The organism is Pseudoroseomonas cervicalis ATCC 49957, assembly GCF_000164635.1.
GTDB lineage: Bacteria > Pseudomonadota > Alphaproteobacteria > Acetobacterales > Acetobacteraceae > Pseudoroseomonas > Pseudoroseomonas cervicalis.
Genome location: NZ_GG770781.1, coordinates 254,079 through 269,020 on the forward strand (window position 1 = coordinate 254,079; position 14,942 = coordinate 269,020).

The following is a 14,942-nucleotide window of genomic DNA, read 5'->3' on the forward strand; positions in this document are numbered from 1 at the left end:
CGGGCGGCCAGCACGGCGGCAACCAGCGCCTCGTCACCACGCCCGCCGGAGACGGCCGTGGCGACACGGGCGCGCAGGCCCTGCATGGCCTGCAGCGTCTGCTCCAGCGGCGCGGCGTCCAGCCCCTCGGCCGCCACATTGTCGCGGGCGTTGCGCAGCGCGGTGTCGGTGGCCCGGGCGCTGGCCGCCAGCGCCGCCGCATCCGCCCGGCCGCTGCGCGCGGCGCTGGTCAGCAGGCCGCTCTCCACCGCCAGGGCGGTGTAGCCGCGCAGCGCCTCGCTGACCACGCGGGTGGAGATGGTGGCCTGCTCGGCCATGCGCCAGGACGACCAGGCGCGGCTGGCCTGCCAGCTGAGCCCCGCCGCGCCGGGCAGGGCGATGGCGGTGAAGCCGGCGAGCAGAAGAGTACGGATACGCATGGGTGCTGGTCCTCCAGTCCCGCCTTCTGCACCCTCTTCGTTAATCACTGCTGAATCCAGGCCCGGCAAGACCTTGAGCGTTCATATGGATCCGGTTCCGTTTCGCCGGCATCTTGTATGCAGAACTGTATTCAGTTACCCTGCACCCGTGACCGATCCGCTGCTCCCCTCCCGCTCGGCCGACCGCGTGCACGAGCAGGTCAAGGCCATGGCCATCACCTACCGGCTGCGCCCGGGGGAGCGGATCAACGAGGTCGAGCTGGCCCGGCTGCTCGGCGTCAGCCGCACGCCCCTGCGGGAGGCGCTGAACCGCCTGGCGGCGGAGGGCTTTCTCAGCGCCACGGCGCATCGCGGCTACAGCGTGCCGCCGCTCGACCCGGCGCAGGTGATGGCGCTGTACGAATACCGCGCGGTGCTGGAGACGGGGGCGCTGCGGCTGGCCTGCCTGCGCGCCAGCGACGCGGCGCTGGCCGGGCTCGCCGCCTTCGCCGAGCGCAGCCGCGACGCGCCGGAGGGCGACCGCCAGGCGCTGCGCCTGCTGGCGCTGGACGAGGAATTCCACGAGCGGCTGGCGGCGCTGTCCGGCAATGCCGAGATGCTGCGGGCGCTGCGCGCGCTGAACGAGCGGATCCGCTTCCTGCGCTGGATCGACATGCGCGAGGGGCGGCGCGGCGAGACGCAGCAGGAGCACCTGGACATCCTGGCCCGCTTGGCGGCGCGCGACGCCGAGGCCGCCTGCCGGCGGATGCAGCGCCACATCGCGCGGCGCATGGACCAGATCGGCGCCACGATCCGCGCCGGCTTCGCCGAGATCCACACCGGCAACGCCATGGCCGAAGCGGCCGGGCTGCCGGCGGACCCGCCCTTTCCCACAGCCCATCCCAGCCAGGAGAAGGAATGACCATGCGCGCGATCTTCGTGGATGCCGGCGAGGCCCTGGGCGCGGTGATGCGCCGCCTGCGGCGCGACACCGACATGGACGTCACCGTCAACGTCCAGCCCGACGTGACGCCGGACCAGCTGCCGGCGCTGGTCGCGGGCCATGACATCGTCATCATCGACCACACCGCGCTACCCACCGCCATCGCCAGGCAGATCCCCTCGCTGAAGCATGTGGTGTTCCTCGGCACCGGGGCGCGCAGCTACATGAACCCCGAGGAGCTGAAGGCCGAGTGCGGCATCGAGGTGCACATCATCAAGGGCTATGGCGACACCGCCGTGGCCGAGATGGCCTTCACCCTGATGTGGGTCGCCGCCAAGGGCATCGCCCGGATGGACCGTGGCATGCGCGCCGGCCAGTGGCTGCGCACCGATGGGGTGGAGCTGACCGGCAAGACGGTCGGCCTGCTGGGCTATGGCGGCATCGCCGCCGAGATGGCGCGGCTCTGCCGCGGCGCCGGCATGAAGGTGATCGCCTGGAACCGCTCGCCCAAGACCGCCGAGGGCGTCGAGTTCGTCGAGCTCGACCGGCTGCTGGCCGAGAGCGACGTGCTCTCCATCCACCTGCTGCTGAACGACGAGACGCGCGGTTTCCTCTCGGCCGAGAAGCTGGCGAAGCTGAAGCCCAGCGCCCTGCTGGTGAACACCGCGCGCGGCGCGGTGGTGGACGAGGCGGCGATGGTGGCGGCGCTGCGCGAGGGGCGGCTCGCCCATGCCGCGCTCGACGTCTTCGACATCGAGCCGCTGCCGCCCGGCCATGTGCTGACCACGGTGGAGAATGTCACCCTCTCCGCCCATTCCGCCTTCCGCACGCCGGAGGCCAGCGACAACCTGATCGAGGCGTCGCTGAACCATTGCCGCCGCATCGCGGCCGAGGGGAAGTAACCCGCCTCCCGGCCCGGGCGCCCTGAGGCGGGCTTTCCCGGGCCGGCGTTTCGGGCAGAATGCGCGGCATGCCGAGTGATCCCGCCACGCCCGCCGCCCATCCCGCCACCCAGACTGGCACCCCGCCCCGCCACGTCGCCATCCTTGGCGCCGGGATCGAGGGGCTGTGCAGCGCCCTCGAGCTGCTGCGCGCCGGCCACCGCGTCACCCTGCTCGACCCCGGCATTCCGGGCGGCGAGCAGGCGGCGAGCTATGGCAATGCCGGCTGGTTCTCCTCCATGTCGGTGCTGCCGCCCAGCGCGCCCGGGCTGTGGCGCAAGGTGCCGGGCTTCCTGGCCGATCCGCTGGGGCCGCTGGCCATAAGCTGGTCGCACCTGCCGCGCGCCCTGCCCTGGCTGCTGCGCTACCTCGCCGCCGGATCGACCGAGGCGAAGCTGCTCAGCATCGCGCAATCGCTGCGGCCGCTGCTGCAGGACTCGCCCGTGCTGCACGCGGCGCTCGCCCGCGAGGCCGGGGTGCCGGAGCTGGTCGAGCAGCGCGGGCTGATGCACGCCTATGCCAGCCGCGCCGCTTTCGAGGCCGAGGCGATGGCCTGGCGCATCCGCCGCCAGGTCGGCGTCGAATGGCGCGAGGTGGAGGAGGCCGAGCTGCGCGCCAGCGAGCCGCACCTCACCCCGGATTACCGCTTCGCCGTGCTGGTGGAGGAGGCGGGGCGCTGCCTCGACCCCGGCGCCTATGTCGGCGCGCTCTTCGCCCTGGCGCAGCGGAATGGCGCCGCCTTCCGCCAGGTGGCCGCGCGCGGGCTGCGTATCGAAAGCGGGCGGCTGCGCGGCGTTGCGCTCGCCGATGGCAGCGCGCTGGAGTGCGACGCGGCGGTGATCGCCGCCGGGCTGCGCTCCGCCCCGCTCGCCGCCCAGGCGGGGGACCGCGTGCCGCTGCAGGGCGAGCGCGGCTACCACGTCATGCTGCTGGGCACGCAGCTCGGGCCGCAGCGCTCGATGCAGCTCTCCGGCGCCAAGATGGTGGTGAACGCCATGCGCGAGGGGCTGCGCGCCGCCGGCCAGGTGGAGATCGCCGGCCCCGACGCGCCCCCCAACTGGAAGCGGGCGGAGATCCTGCGCGACCATCTGCTGCGCGCCTTCCCCGATCTGCCGAATCCCTTCCCGGCCGAGCGGGTGAAGTTCTGGATGGGGCAGCGGCCGAGCACGCCGGACGGCATGCCCTGCCTCGGCCCCAGCCGCGCCACGCCGGATGTCATCCACGCCTTCGGGCATGGGCATGTCGGCATGGTGGGCGGGCCGCGCACCGGGCGGATCGTGGCGCAGCTGCTCTCCGGCCAGGCGCCGGAGATCCCGATCGCGCCCTTCGCCGCCGCGCGCTTCCGCTGAGGCGCGGCAGATCCTGTTTCATTCCTGCCTTCATACGGCACATCATTTTCAGCCTGATCGAAAGAAACCGCCTTGTAAGCCGCCGCCCGGCCATGCCCTGATGATGACGCCGCGGTGACACGCCGCGCCGCCATGATCGGAGACGGATGATGACCACTCGCCGTGTTCTGCTGGCCGGGGCCGCCGCCGCCCTGGCCGCCCCTGGCCTGCCGGCCCGCGCCCAGGCTCCGGTGCTGAAGGTCGGCTCCACGCCGACCGGCGTGCCCTTCACCTTCCTCGACACCAGCACCAACACCATCACCGGCTTCATGGTCGACCTGATCACCGCGATCGGCCAGGACCAGGGCTTCGGCGTGCAGGTGCAGGGCACGCCCTTCGCGGCGCTGATCCCGTCGCTGACCAGCAGCCGCATCGACATCATCGCCGCCGCCATGTCGGCGACGCCGGCGCGGCGCGAGCAGATCGATTTCTCCGAGCCCGTCTATGCCTATGGCGAGGGCGCCGTGGTGAAGGAGGGCGAGACCATGCCCGGCACCACCATGGCGGCGCTGAAGGGGCTCTCGGCCGGCGCGCAGCTCGGCACCACCTATGCCGAGGCGGCGAAGAATGCCGGGCTCGACCTGCGCACCTATGACAGCGTGGCCGACATCATGCGCGACGTGTCGCTCGGCCGCATCAAGGTGGGCTTCGGCGACGGGCCGATCCTCGGCTACCAGATCGCCCAGGGCGCCTTCCGCGGCGTGCGCATGCTGCCGGGCTACACGCCCTCCGTCGTCGGCACCGTCAATATCGGCACGCGCAAGGGCGACCCGGTGATGGCGAAGATCAATGCGGGCCTCGCCAAGCTGATCGCCGATGGCAGCGTGCAGCGGCTCATCACCAAGTGGAACCTGCCGCCCTCCGTGCAGGGATGAGCTTCGACAGCTTCCTGGGATCGGCACGGGATTTCCTGCCGATCCTGCTGCAGGGCGTCTGGGTAACGATCGGCGTCACCCTTGGCGCCCTGGTCATCGCCACGCTGCTCGGCCTGGTCTGGGCCTTGATGCGCACCTCCGGCACGCGCTGGCTGGAATGGCCGGCCAAGGCGGTGGTGAACACGCTGCGCGGCATCCCGATCATCGTGCAGCTCTTCTACATCTATTTCGTGCTGCCGGATCTCGGCATCGACCTCACCGCCTTCCAGGCGGGGGTGATCGGCCTCGGCGTCGCCTATTCGGCCTATATGGGGGAGGTGTTCCGCTCCGGCATGCTGGCGGTCGATCCCGGCGCGGTGGAGGCGGCGGAGAGCCTCGGCCTGTCGCGCCTGCGCATCATGACGCGGGTGATCCTGCCGCAGGCGACGCGCATCGTGCTGCCGCCCTATGGCAACATGCTGATCATGATGCTGAAGGACAGCAGCCAGGCCAGCGTCATCACGGTGGCCGAGATCTCCACGCAGTCGCGCATGATCGCCTCCTCCACCTTCAAGAACCAGGAGGTCTTCACCCTGGCCGCGCTGCTCTACCTCGCCCTCAGCGTGCCGCTGATCATCCTGGTCGGGCGGCTGGAAAAAAGGTTCGGCCGGCGATGATCGAGATCGACAGGCTGGAGAAGAGCTACGGCCCGCTGCGCGTGCTGGACGGGATTTCTTTCCGTGTGCCGGAGGGCAAGGTGGTGTGCATCCTGGGGCCGTCCGGCTCGGGCAAATCCACCCTGCTGCGCTGCGTGAACGGGCTGGAGAGCTACCAGGGCGGCGCGGTGCGCGTCGATGGCGTGGCGGTGGACCGCGGCGACCGCGCACGCCTCCGCGCCGTGCGCCAGCGCGTCAGCATGGTGTTCCAGCGCTTCAACCTCTTCGCCCATCGCACGGCGCTGGAGAATGTCACGGAGGGGCCGATCTACGCCCTCGGCCAGGAGCGGCGCGCGGCGGAGGCGCTGGCGCGCGAGCTGCTCGCCCGCGTCGGCCTCGGCGGCAAGGAGGACGCCTATCCGGCGCAGCTCTCCGGCGGGCAGCAGCAGCGCGTCGCCATCGCGCGGGCGCTGGCCATGCGCCCGCGCGCCGTGCTGTTCGACGAGCCGACCAGCGCCCTCGACCCCGAGCTGGTGGGCGAGGTGCTGACCGTGATGCGCGACCTGGCACGGGAGGGCATGACGATGATGGTCGTCACCCATGAGATCGGCTTCGCGCGCGAGGTCGCCGACCATGTGGTGTTCATGGATCGCGGCCAGGTGGTGGAGGAGGGCCCGCCGGACGAGGTGCTGGTGGCGCCGCGCCAGCCGCGCACCCAGGATTTCCTCCGCCGCGTGCTGCGGCCGCTGGAGACGACGCCATGACCGCACCCCTGCCGCCCAGCCTCTATGCCGAGACCGCCATCCCCGCGCACCCCGCCCCGCCGCTTTCCGGCGAGCAGCGGGTGCCGGTGGCCATCATCGGCGGCGGCTTCACCGGCCTGTCCACCGCGCTGCACCTGGCCGAGCGCGGCATCCTGGCCACGCTGATCGAGGCGGCGGAGCCCGGCTGGGGCGCCTCCGGCCGCAATGGCGGGCAGGTCAATCCGGGGCTGAAGCCGGACCCGAACCAGGTGGTCGCCGAGCATGGCGAGGAGCTGGGCGGGCGCATGCTGGCGCTGTCCTATGGCGCGCCGGACCGGGTGTTCGAGATCATCCGCCGCCACCAGATTACCTGCGAGGCGCGGCAGAACGGCACGCTGCGCGCCGCGCTGCGCCCGGCCAACGCCCGCGCCGTGGCGGCCACCGCCGAGCAGTGCGCGCGGCGCGGCATGCCGGTCGAGTTCCTCGATGCCCGCGCCACCACGGCGCTGCTCGGCACGCCGCTCTATGCCGGGGCGATGCTCGACCGGCGCGGCGGCGATGTGAACCCGCTCTCCTATGCGCGCGGGCTGGCGCGGGCGGCGGCGCAGCTGGGCGCGCGCATCCATGGCGGCACGCCAGCGCTGTCGCTCACGCGGGAGGGCGCGCTGTGGCGCGTCACCACCCCCGGCGGCGCGCTGCTGGCCGAGCAGGTGGTGCTGGCCACCAATGGCTATACGGGCGATCTCTGGCCCGGGCTGCGGCAGAGCGTGGCGCCGGTGTTCTCCTCCATCGCCAGCAGCGAGGCCCTGCCGGAGGAGGTGGCGCGGCAGGTGCTGCCGTTGCGCGGCTCGGTCTATGAGAGCGGGCGGATCACCGTCTATTACCGCATCGACCAGGGCAACCGGCTGCTGATGGGCGGGCGCGGCCCGCAGGCGCCGATCCAGGGGCCGGAGGCGATCCGCTACCTCATCGCCTATGCCGAGCGGCTGTGGCCGGTGCTGCGCGGCCGGCGCTGGAGCCATGGCTGGAACGGCCAATTGGCCATGACCGCCGACCACTACCCGCATCTGCACGAGCCCGCTCCCGGCCTGCTGGCCGCGCTGGGCTACAATGGGCGCGGCGTGGCGATGGCGACGGCCATGGGGCACGAGCTGGCGCGGCGGCTGGCCGGCGCGGCGCCGGAGGCGATCGACATGCCGTTCAGCCCGGTGCGCCCGATGCCCTTCCATGGCTTCTGGAAGCTCGGCGTGGCGGCGACGGTGTGGAAGGGCCGGGTGCTGGACGCGATGGGGATTTAAGCTTTTCTTTCAGTTGGCGTCCCGCCTCAGGCCTGGGGCGGGGCGCCAACTGGAAAACGTTTTTTGGTTCTTTTTTGCAAAAAAGAACTCTACCGGAGAATCCCCATGGTCTTCCTGATCATCGCCCATGACGGCACCGACGCCGCCGCGCTGGAGCGCCGCATGGCCGCCCGCCCGGCGCATTTCGAGCGCGCGGCGGCCGAGGCCGCGTCCGGGCGGCTGATCGTCGGCGGGGCGATCCTGGACGAGGCCGGCAAGATGATCGGCTCGTCGCTGCTGCTGCAGGTGGCGGATGAGGCGGCGGCGCGGGCCTGGATCGCCGCCGATCCCTACAGCCAGGGCGATGTCTGGCGGCAGATCGAGATCCGCCCCTTCCGCATCGCCCCCCTGCCCTACCACACCCTGCCGCAACCCTGAGGGCGTCGCCGCCGCCGGGGGAAAGCGTCCCGCTTCTCCACCCGACGGCGGCAGCCCGAAAGAATCACTTGGTGCCGTAGAGGCGGTCGCCGGCGTCGCCGAGGCCAGGGCGGATATAGGCGTGCTCGTCCAGCTCCCGGTCGATGGAGCAGGTGAAGACCGGCACGTCCGGATGCGCCTCGGTCAGCACGCGCAGGCCCTGGGGCACGGTGAGCAGGCAGGCGAAGCGCAGCTGGGTGGCACCCGCCTGCTTCAGGCGGGAGAGCGCCGCGGCGGCCGAGTGGCCGGTGGCCAGCATCGGGTCGACCACGATCACCAGGCGCTCGGCGATGTCATCCGGCAGCTTCAGGTAGTATTCCACCGGCACCAGCGTCGCCGGGTCGCGGTAGAGGCCGATATGGCCGACGCGGGCGGAGGGCACGAGGTCCAGCATGCCCTCCATGATGCCGTCGCCGGCGCGCAGGATGGAGACGATGCAGAGCTTCTTGCCGGCCAGGATCGGGGCCTGCATGGTCTCCAGCGGCGTCTCGATCTCGGTGGTCTCGATCGGCAGGTCGCGGGTCAGCTCATAGGCCATCAGCAGGCTGATCTCGCGCGCCAGGCGGCGGAACTCGCCGGTCGAGGCGTGCTTCTGCCGCATCAGCGTCAGCTTGTGTTGCACCAGCGGATGCTGGATCACGGTCACATCGCCGGTGATGTGCGGCGCGTCGGTCATGGTCGGTACTTCCATCAGAACACGGTTCCATCGCTGGCGACGGTGAGGGGCGGGCCGCCCCCCGGGCGCTTCTCGCGGGCGATGCGGCGCCCGGCGGCCCAGGTGCCCCCCTCCAGCACGCGGGCCAGCGGCATGGCGGCGGCATCCAGGCCCAGCCGGTCGCGCACCGCCCCGGCGAGCCGGTCCAGCAGCGCGACCGTCAGGGCCCGCCACTCGACGATCGCCGGATGGTCCACGGGCAGGGTTTGCCGCGCCAGGGCGGGGTCGCGCAAGGCCAGCACGCCCAAATCCAGCAGCAACCCACCATTGCGGTATTCGGGCAGGCCGGTCAGGGCGTCGAGTTGCAGCACCGGGATGCCGGCTTCCTCGACCACCTCGGCCAGGGAATAGCTCAGCCACTGGGAGAGCTTGTGGAAGGGCACCAGGCCGGGGGCCGGGCCCTCCGGCGCGGCCAGGGGGTGGCGCCAGACATCGCCCAGGTTCTCGCCGTCCAGCGTCAGGCGGGCGGGCCAGATCGGCGCCAGCCCTTCCAGCACCGCCGCCAGGATGGTGGCGGCGGGCAGGCCGTCGGCGGTCGCGCGGGCGCGGAGATGGTCGAACAGCCCGCCGGGGCGCGGGTGCTCCGCGCCGAACAAGGCGGGGTTTTCTTCCAGGGCCGTGCCCAGGTTGCGCAGCAGTGCGGCGCGTCCCTCCATGCCCTCCAACGGATTTTTTTCGGTGACCTGGAAGGCGGCGGCGAGGCGGGGTGCGCCGAGGGCGCGCAGCGCGGCGGCGTCCACGCGCAACGGGTCGGCGGGGTCGCTGGAGAACAGGCCGGCGGCGAAGGCGTGCAGGCTGGCGACGCCGAGGCCCTCGGAGCGGGCGAGGCGTGTGCCGTCGGGCTCGGTGTAGGACCAGCCAGGGCCGGCGCCGGCATCGAGCAGGACGGAGACGACGCAGAGGTCGAAGCGGCGGCGGGCGGTCTCGGCCGGATCCTCGCCGGCGAGGCGCGCGGCCAGGGCGCCCCAGCGATCCGTGCCGCCGGCGGCGAAGTGGCGCCAGCGCGCGTGGTAGGGGATGCGCAAATCGGGGTAGTTCCGCCGGATGGTCTCGGCGACGTAATCGGCCGCTTCGGGCAGCCTGTCCGGGTGGCAGGTGAAATGCGGCAGCGCGTCGCGGGTGGCGAGGTCGAGCAAGGCGTGGCAGCGGGCGCGGATGGTGTCCGGCCGGCGCAGCAGGGCGACGGTCTCGTTCAAGCGGGGATATCCCAGCTGACAGAAAGAAGAAGGGGGTGCAGGGGGAATTCATTCCCCCTGCTCTTTCTCCCGTGGATGGTCACAGCGCCCTCCCCTTGGCGATGGCGAGTTCCGCCGCGTCCGGCACCGCTTCGGTGAAGTAGCCGGCGGCTTTCTTCGCATCCATCTCGACCCGCGCATCGGCGGGGATGAGTTCGTCGGGGATGGGGATGCGCCGCACCACCTCGATGCCGCTCTGCACGATGGGGGCGAATTTCATGTTGCTCATGGAGACGAGGCGGTCGATGCGGGTGATGCCCAGCCAGTGGAGCACGTCGGGCATCAATTCCTGGAAGCGCATGTCCTGCACGCCGGCGACGCATTCGGTGCGGGTGAAATAGGCCTCGGCGCGGTCGCCGCCTTCCTGGCGCTTGCGCGCGTTGTAGACGAGGAACTTGGTGACCTCGCCCAGCGCGCGGCCTTCCTTGCGGTTGTAGACGATGAGGCCGATGCCGCCTTCCTGCGCCATGCCGATGCAGGCCTCGATGCCATGCGCGAGGTAGGGGCGGCAGGTGCAGATGTCGGAGCCGAAGACGTCCGAGCCGTTGCATTCATCGTGGATGCGGCAGGCGATCTGCGTCTCCGCCCGGCCGAGTTTTTCCGTGTCGCCGAAGAGATAGACGGTCATGCCGCCGATGGGCGGCAGGAAGACGCGCAGATCGGGACGGGTGACGAGTTCGGGGAACATGCCGCCGGTCTGCTCGAAGAGGTTGCGGCGCAGCTCGGTCTCGGAGACGCCGAAGCGGGCGGCGATGCCGGGCAGCCACCAGACCGGCTCGATGGCGATCTTGGTGACGCAGGCGTCGCCATTGGCCAGCAGCACGGTGCCGTCGGGGCGCAGGCGACCGGCGCGCACGGCCTCGGCCAGTTCGGGCATGTTGATGTGGGCGCGGGTGACGGCGATGCTCGGGCGGATGTCGAGGCCGGCGGCGAGGGCATCGGCATAGAGCTCCGGCACCAGATGGCCGAAGGGGTCGAGCGAGACGATTTTTTCGGCGTCACCCCAGGCCGGGAAGGGGCCGATCGGCACGGCGGGGCGGGTGTTGTGGAAATCCGGCCGGTGGTCGGCCTTGAGCTGGCCGGAGGCAACGGCGAGCGCACGGTAGAGGGCGTAAGAACCGGCATGGGTGCCGATGGCGTTGCGCGCGGCCGGGTCGTGCAGGGTGGCCACCACCGGGCCGCGCCGCAGCGGGTCGGCATGGCCCCAGTGCAGCGCCGGGGCGGTGGCCGCGCCGGGCCTGGGGTGCGAGGTCAGGATGATCGGGCGGGGCGCGGCGCCCTGGCCGTCGCGCAGGCGGTTCAGGCTGCTCATCGTGGCGTGTCACCTCGCAGGAGGCGGCCCGGGCCGGGATGGCCGGGTGCGGCCGTGCTTCGAGGCTAGGTTTTTGCTGACCGATTGGTCAAGTTTCTTGCCAGCGGCCCCGTGGCGGTTTCTTCTGCGGCGATGAGCGGCAGAATGACCAAAAGCGCGGCAGGGGAGACCGGCCCGCGTGCCCGGCAGCGCGCGGCGCGGCGGTCGCAGATCCTGGCGGCGGCCGAGCGGATCTTCGCCGAGACGGGGTTCGAAGGCGCCAGCATGGCCGCCATCGCCGCCGCCGCCGGGCTGCCCAAGGCCAATCTGCACTATTATTTCGGCACCAAGGAGGCACTCTACGCCGCGCTGCTGCGGGAGGTGCTGGCGCTGTGGCTGTCGGCCACCGAGGCGATCCGCCCCGAGAGCGACCCGGCCGAGGCGCTCACCGCCTATGTCCGCGCCAAGATGGAATGGTCGCGCAGCCGGCCGCTGGCCTCGCGCGTCTTCGCCAATGAGGTGCTGCATGGCGCGCCGGTGCTGGAGGCCGAGTTCGCCGGACCAATGCGCGCGCTGGTGGAGGAGAAGTCGCGCGTGCTGCAGGGCTGGATCGAGGCCGGGCGGATGGCGCCGATCGCGCCGCGCCATTTGTTCTTCGCGCTGTGGGCGATGACCCAGACCTATGCCGATTTCGCCGCGCAGATCCGCCCCGTGCTGGGCGTCGCGGCGTTGGGCGAGGCGGAGTTCGCAGCGGCGAGGGAGACGGTGCTGCGGCTGGTGCTGCGCGGATGCGGCCTGCCCGCGCCCTGACGGAATGTTGCGCGGCCGGGAGGTTTTACCGGGCGCGGGGCGGTTCGGCGGTTCCCAGCCACGCAATTCCTGTTCTAGGCTGATCATCGCACAAGCAAGCGCCCACCCAAAACAAAGCCGGGCGTCGGAGGGAGAAGGTTCATGAAGGAGCTGCGTCGTCGCGGCCTGCTGGCTGCCGGGCTCACCGCGGGGCTGTCCGCCCCGCTCATCCTGCCGGGTGTGGCGCGGGCGCAGCCGCGCTACCCGAACCGGCCGATCACCCTGCTCTGCCCCTGGGGCGCCGGCGGTGGCACCGATGCCACGGCGCGCATCATCGCGGCGCTGATCGAGAAGGATCTCGGCCAGCCCATCAATGTCGTGAACCGCACCGGCGGCAATGGCGTGGTCGGGCATTCGGCGATCGCGACCGCGCAGCCGGATGGCTACACGATCGGCATCCTGACGGTGGAGATCGCCATGCTCCGCCATGCCGGGCTGACCCAGCTCAGCTGGCAGGACTACACGCCGATCGCGCTGGTGAACGAGGACCCGCCGGGCGTGCAGGTCGCCGCCAATTCCCCCTGGCAGGACATCCAGGCGCTGGCCGAGGCGATCAAGGCGGCGCCGCCGGGGCGGTTCAAGGCGTCCGGCACCGGCCAGGGCGGCATCTGGCATCTCGGCCTGGTGGGCTGGCTGCAGGCGATGGGGCTGAAGCCCGACCATGTGCGCTGGGTGCCCTCGAACGGCGCGGCGCCGGCGATGCAGGATCTGGCGGCGGGCGGCGTGGAGATCGTCACCTGCTCGGTGCCCGAGGCGCGGGCGATGATCGATGCCGGGCGGGCGCGCAGCCTCGCCATCATGGCGGCGCAGCGCAACCCGCAATTCGGCCAGGTGCCGACGCTGAACGAGACGCTCGGCATCAACTTCTCGACCGGCGCCTGGCGCGGCATCGCGGCGCCGAAGAACCTGCCGGACGCGATGCGGCAGCAACTGACCGCCGCCGTGGAGCGCGCCTACAACAGCGCCGAATACAAGGACTTCATGAATGCGCGCGGCTTCGGCATGGTCTGGGCCGATGCCGGCGCCTTCGCGAGTTTCATGAGCGAATCCGACAAGGCGATGGGCGAGGCGATGCGCTCCGCCGGCCTCGCGCGCGGCTGAGCGGCGGCGGGCGCGCGCCTCGCGGGGTGCCGCGCCCGCTTCGCCTCCCTCCCCTCCTGCCAAGGGAGACCCGGCATGCGGGTGAATGATTCGCTGCTCGGCCTGGTGCTGCTGGCGCTGGCCGGCGCGGTGCTGTGGGCCACCTTCGCCTTTCCCGAATTCCCCGGCCAGGAGTATGGGCCGGCGCTGTTCCCGCGCCTGCTGGCCGCCGGCATGGCGCTGTGCGGGCTGCTGCTGCTGCCGCGCGGCCTGGCGGCGCGGCGCCAGGGCGAGCCCTGGCTGCGGCCGGCCGACTGGGCGCGGCGGCCGGTCACGCTGATCTCCTTCCTGCTGATCCCGCTCTCGGCGCTGGCCTATCTGCTGCTGGCCGAGAAGCTGGGCTTCCTGCCGGTCGCCTTCCTGCTGCTGCTCGGGCTGTTCCTGTGGTTCGGCGAGCGCTGGCGCGCCCTGCCGGTGGCGCTGGCGGCGACCTGGCTGGTGCACTGGTTCTTCGCCGGGCTGATGCGGGTGCCGCTGCCGCGCGGGCCGCTGCCCGACCTGTTCCTGTGACGGGGGAATGATGGATCCGATCCTGCAGGCCTTTGTCCTGGTCTTCGATCCCGCCGTGCTCGGCGTCATCCTGGGCGCGGCGGTGTTCGGCATGTTCGTGGGCGCCATGCCGGGGCTGACCGCCACCATGGCCACCGCGCTGCTGGTGCCCGTCACCTTCTTCATGCCGCCGGTGCCGGCGCTGGGGGCGATCGTCACGGCGACCGCCATGGCGATCTTCTCGGGCGACATCCCGGCGGCGATGCTGCGCATGCCGGGCACCCCGGCCTCGGCCGCCTACGCCGATGAATCCTACGCCATGGCGCGCAAGGGGCAGCTCGACCTGAACCTTGGCGTCAACCTGGTGTTCTCCGTGGTGGGCGGCATCTTCGGCGTCATCGTGCTGATGCTGGCGGCGCCCAGCCTGGCCGAGCTGGCGCTGAACTTCTCCTCCTTCGAGTATTTCTGGCTGGCCTGCCTCGGCCTGACCTGCGCCGTGTTCATCGGCGGCGGCGACGCGGTGAAGGGTTTCGCGGCGCTGCTGGGCGGGCTGCTGCTGGCCTGCATCGGCATCGACCCGGCGGCCGGCGTGCCGCGCTTCACCATGGGCAATGTCGACCTGATGTCGGGGGTGAACTTCATCGCCGTGATGATCGGCGCCTTCGCCTTCTCCGAGCTGCTGCGCGGCGCCGCGGCGCTGCGGGCCGGCGGCGGCGCCACGGTGGTGCCGCAGATCGGCAATGTGTTCCGCGGCATCGGCGGCGTGGCGCGGCGCTACTGGCGCAACGCGCTGCGCGGCTCGGCGCTCGGCACGGTGATCGGCGCGCTGCCTGGGGCGGGGGCCGACATCGCCGCCTGGATCGCCTATGCGGTGGCCAAGCGCTTCTCGCGCACGCCGGAGAAGTTCGGCACCGGCCATGTGGAGGGCGTGGTGGAATCGGGCGCGGCGAACAATTCGGCGCTGGGCGGCGCCTGGATCCCGGCGCTGGTCTTCGGCATCCCGGGCGATTCGATCACCGCCATCGTCATCGGCGTGCTCTACATGAAGGGGATGAATCCGGGCCCCACCGTGTTCACCGAGAATCCGCAGCTGATCTACGCGGTGTTCCTGATCTTCCTGCTGGCCAACCTGATCATGCTGCCGCTGGGCTGGACGGTGATCAAATGCGCCAAGCAGATCCTGCGGGTGCCGCGCAGCCTGCTGCTGCCGCTGATCCTGCTGTTCTGCCTGGTGGGCTCCTTCGCCATGACCAACAGCCCCTATGGCATCCTGCTGATGCTGGTCTTCGGGCTGGTCGGCTGGTTCATGGAGGAGAACGGCTTCCCCGTGGCGCCGCTGATCCTGGGCCTGGTGCTCGGCGAGATGCTGGAGCAGAACTTCATGACCTCGATGATCAAGTCGGACGGCGCGCTGCTGGCCTTCTTCGAGCGGCCGATCGCCGGCACGCTCGGCGTGGCGACGCTGCTGATCTGGGTGCTGATGCTGGCGCGCGGCGCCATGGCGCCGCGCCGGCCGGTCGCGGCGTGAACGCGCGGGGGGCGGGCG

At 71.5% G+C, this 14,942-nt stretch carries 16 protein-coding genes; 12 read left to right on the top strand and 4 right to left on the bottom strand.

Going from position 1 to position 14,942, the window contains the following annotated elements:
• A partial coding sequence (locus tag HMPREF0731_RS25640) for a hypothetical protein (protein WP_007005255.1) occupies positions 1-419 on the bottom strand: 419 nt, incomplete at its 3' end.
• A 148-nt stretch (positions 420-567) separates the two neighbouring features.
• On the opposite strand from HMPREF0731_RS25640, the gene HMPREF0731_RS16200 reads away from it, so the two are divergent.
• The 8 genes from HMPREF0731_RS16200 (at position 568) to HMPREF0731_RS16235 (ending at position 7,638) form a co-directional block, all read left to right on the top strand.
• Positions 568-1,320 carry a GntR family transcriptional regulator gene (locus HMPREF0731_RS16200; protein ID WP_007005256.1) on the top strand — a complete coding sequence of 251 codons (753 nt, stop codon included), beginning with the start codon at positions 568-570 and terminating at the stop codon, positions 1,318-1,320.
• Positions 1,321-1,322: 2 nt separating this feature from the next.
• Entirely contained in the window at positions 1,323-2,243 is a 921-nt protein-coding gene (locus tag HMPREF0731_RS16205; protein WP_040613756.1) for an NAD(P)-dependent oxidoreductase, read from the top strand.
• 68 nt (positions 2,244-2,311) lie between these two features.
• Positions 2,312-3,631: an NAD(P)/FAD-dependent oxidoreductase gene (locus tag HMPREF0731_RS16210; protein ID WP_051014791.1), complete on the top strand. Its 1,320-nt coding sequence runs from the start codon at positions 2,312-2,314 to the stop codon at positions 3,629-3,631.
• Positions 3,632-3,780: 149 nt separating this feature from the next.
• Positions 3,781-4,545, top strand: coding sequence for an ABC transporter substrate-binding protein (locus tag HMPREF0731_RS16215; RefSeq protein WP_040613760.1), 765 nt, complete (start codon positions 3,781-3,783; stop codon positions 4,543-4,545).
• A complete protein-coding gene (locus HMPREF0731_RS16220; protein WP_007005260.1) occupies positions 4,542-5,201 on the top strand; it encodes an amino acid ABC transporter permease in 660 nt (219 codons plus the stop codon). Before HMPREF0731_RS16215 ends, HMPREF0731_RS16220 begins: the two co-directional genes overlap by 4 nt.
• Positions 5,198-5,944 carry an amino acid ABC transporter ATP-binding protein gene (locus HMPREF0731_RS16225; RefSeq protein WP_007005261.1) on the top strand — a complete coding sequence of 249 codons (747 nt, stop codon included), beginning with the start codon at positions 5,198-5,200 and terminating at the stop codon, positions 5,942-5,944. Before HMPREF0731_RS16220 ends, HMPREF0731_RS16225 begins: the two co-directional genes overlap by 4 nt.
• Entirely contained in the window at positions 5,941-7,221 is a 1,281-nt protein-coding gene (locus HMPREF0731_RS16230) for an NAD(P)/FAD-dependent oxidoreductase (RefSeq protein ID WP_007005262.1), read from the top strand. The genes HMPREF0731_RS16225 and HMPREF0731_RS16230 overlap by 4 nt, the downstream gene beginning before the upstream one ends.
• A 105-nt stretch (positions 7,222-7,326) precedes the next feature.
• On the top strand, positions 7,327-7,638 hold the full coding sequence (locus HMPREF0731_RS16235) for a YciI family protein (RefSeq protein WP_007005263.1): 312 nt from the start codon (positions 7,327-7,329) through the stop codon (positions 7,636-7,638).
• 64 nt (positions 7,639-7,702) lie between these two features.
• Here the strand turns inward: HMPREF0731_RS16235 and upp are convergent, their stop codons facing one another.
• The 3 genes from upp to HMPREF0731_RS16250 form a co-directional block, all read right to left on the bottom strand.
• The gene (gene upp / locus HMPREF0731_RS16240; protein ID WP_007005264.1) at positions 7,703-8,368 is read right to left on the bottom strand and encodes a uracil phosphoribosyltransferase; all 666 of its coding nucleotides are present in this window, start codon (positions 8,366-8,368) and stop codon (positions 7,703-7,705) included.
• Positions 8,368-9,588: a URC4/urg3 family protein gene (locus tag HMPREF0731_RS16245; RefSeq protein ID WP_007005265.1), complete on the bottom strand. Its 1,221-nt coding sequence runs from the start codon at positions 9,586-9,588 to the stop codon at positions 8,368-8,370. The genes upp and HMPREF0731_RS16245 overlap by 1 nt, the downstream gene beginning before the upstream one ends.
• Before the next feature lie 79 nt (positions 9,589-9,667).
• Positions 9,668-10,939 carry a GTP cyclohydrolase II gene (locus HMPREF0731_RS16250; protein WP_007005266.1) on the bottom strand — a complete coding sequence of 424 codons (1,272 nt, stop codon included), beginning with the start codon at positions 10,937-10,939 and terminating at the stop codon, positions 9,668-9,670.
• 144 nt (positions 10,940-11,083) lie between these two features.
• On the opposite strand from HMPREF0731_RS16250, the gene HMPREF0731_RS16255 reads away from it, so the two are divergent.
• From HMPREF0731_RS16255 to HMPREF0731_RS16270, 4 genes are all read left to right on the top strand, one after another.
• On the top strand, positions 11,084-11,728 hold the full coding sequence (locus tag HMPREF0731_RS16255) for a TetR/AcrR family transcriptional regulator (protein ID WP_245538348.1): 645 nt from the start codon (positions 11,084-11,086) through the stop codon (positions 11,726-11,728).
• A 141-nt stretch (positions 11,729-11,869) separates the two neighbouring features.
• Positions 11,870-12,868 (top strand): Bug family tripartite tricarboxylate transporter substrate binding protein, encoded by a 999-nt coding sequence (locus HMPREF0731_RS16260; protein WP_007005268.1) that lies wholly within the window; start codon positions 11,870-11,872, stop codon positions 12,866-12,868.
• A 75-nt stretch (positions 12,869-12,943) separates the two neighbouring features.
• Complete coding sequence (locus HMPREF0731_RS16265; protein WP_007005269.1) at positions 12,944-13,417, top strand: tripartite tricarboxylate transporter TctB family protein; 474 nt, start codon at positions 12,944-12,946, stop codon at positions 13,415-13,417.
• Between the two features lie 7 nt (positions 13,418-13,424).
• Entirely contained in the window at positions 13,425-14,924 is a 1,500-nt protein-coding gene (locus HMPREF0731_RS16270; protein WP_007005270.1) for a tripartite tricarboxylate transporter permease, read from the top strand.
• Positions 14,925-14,942 lie beyond the last annotated feature (18 nt).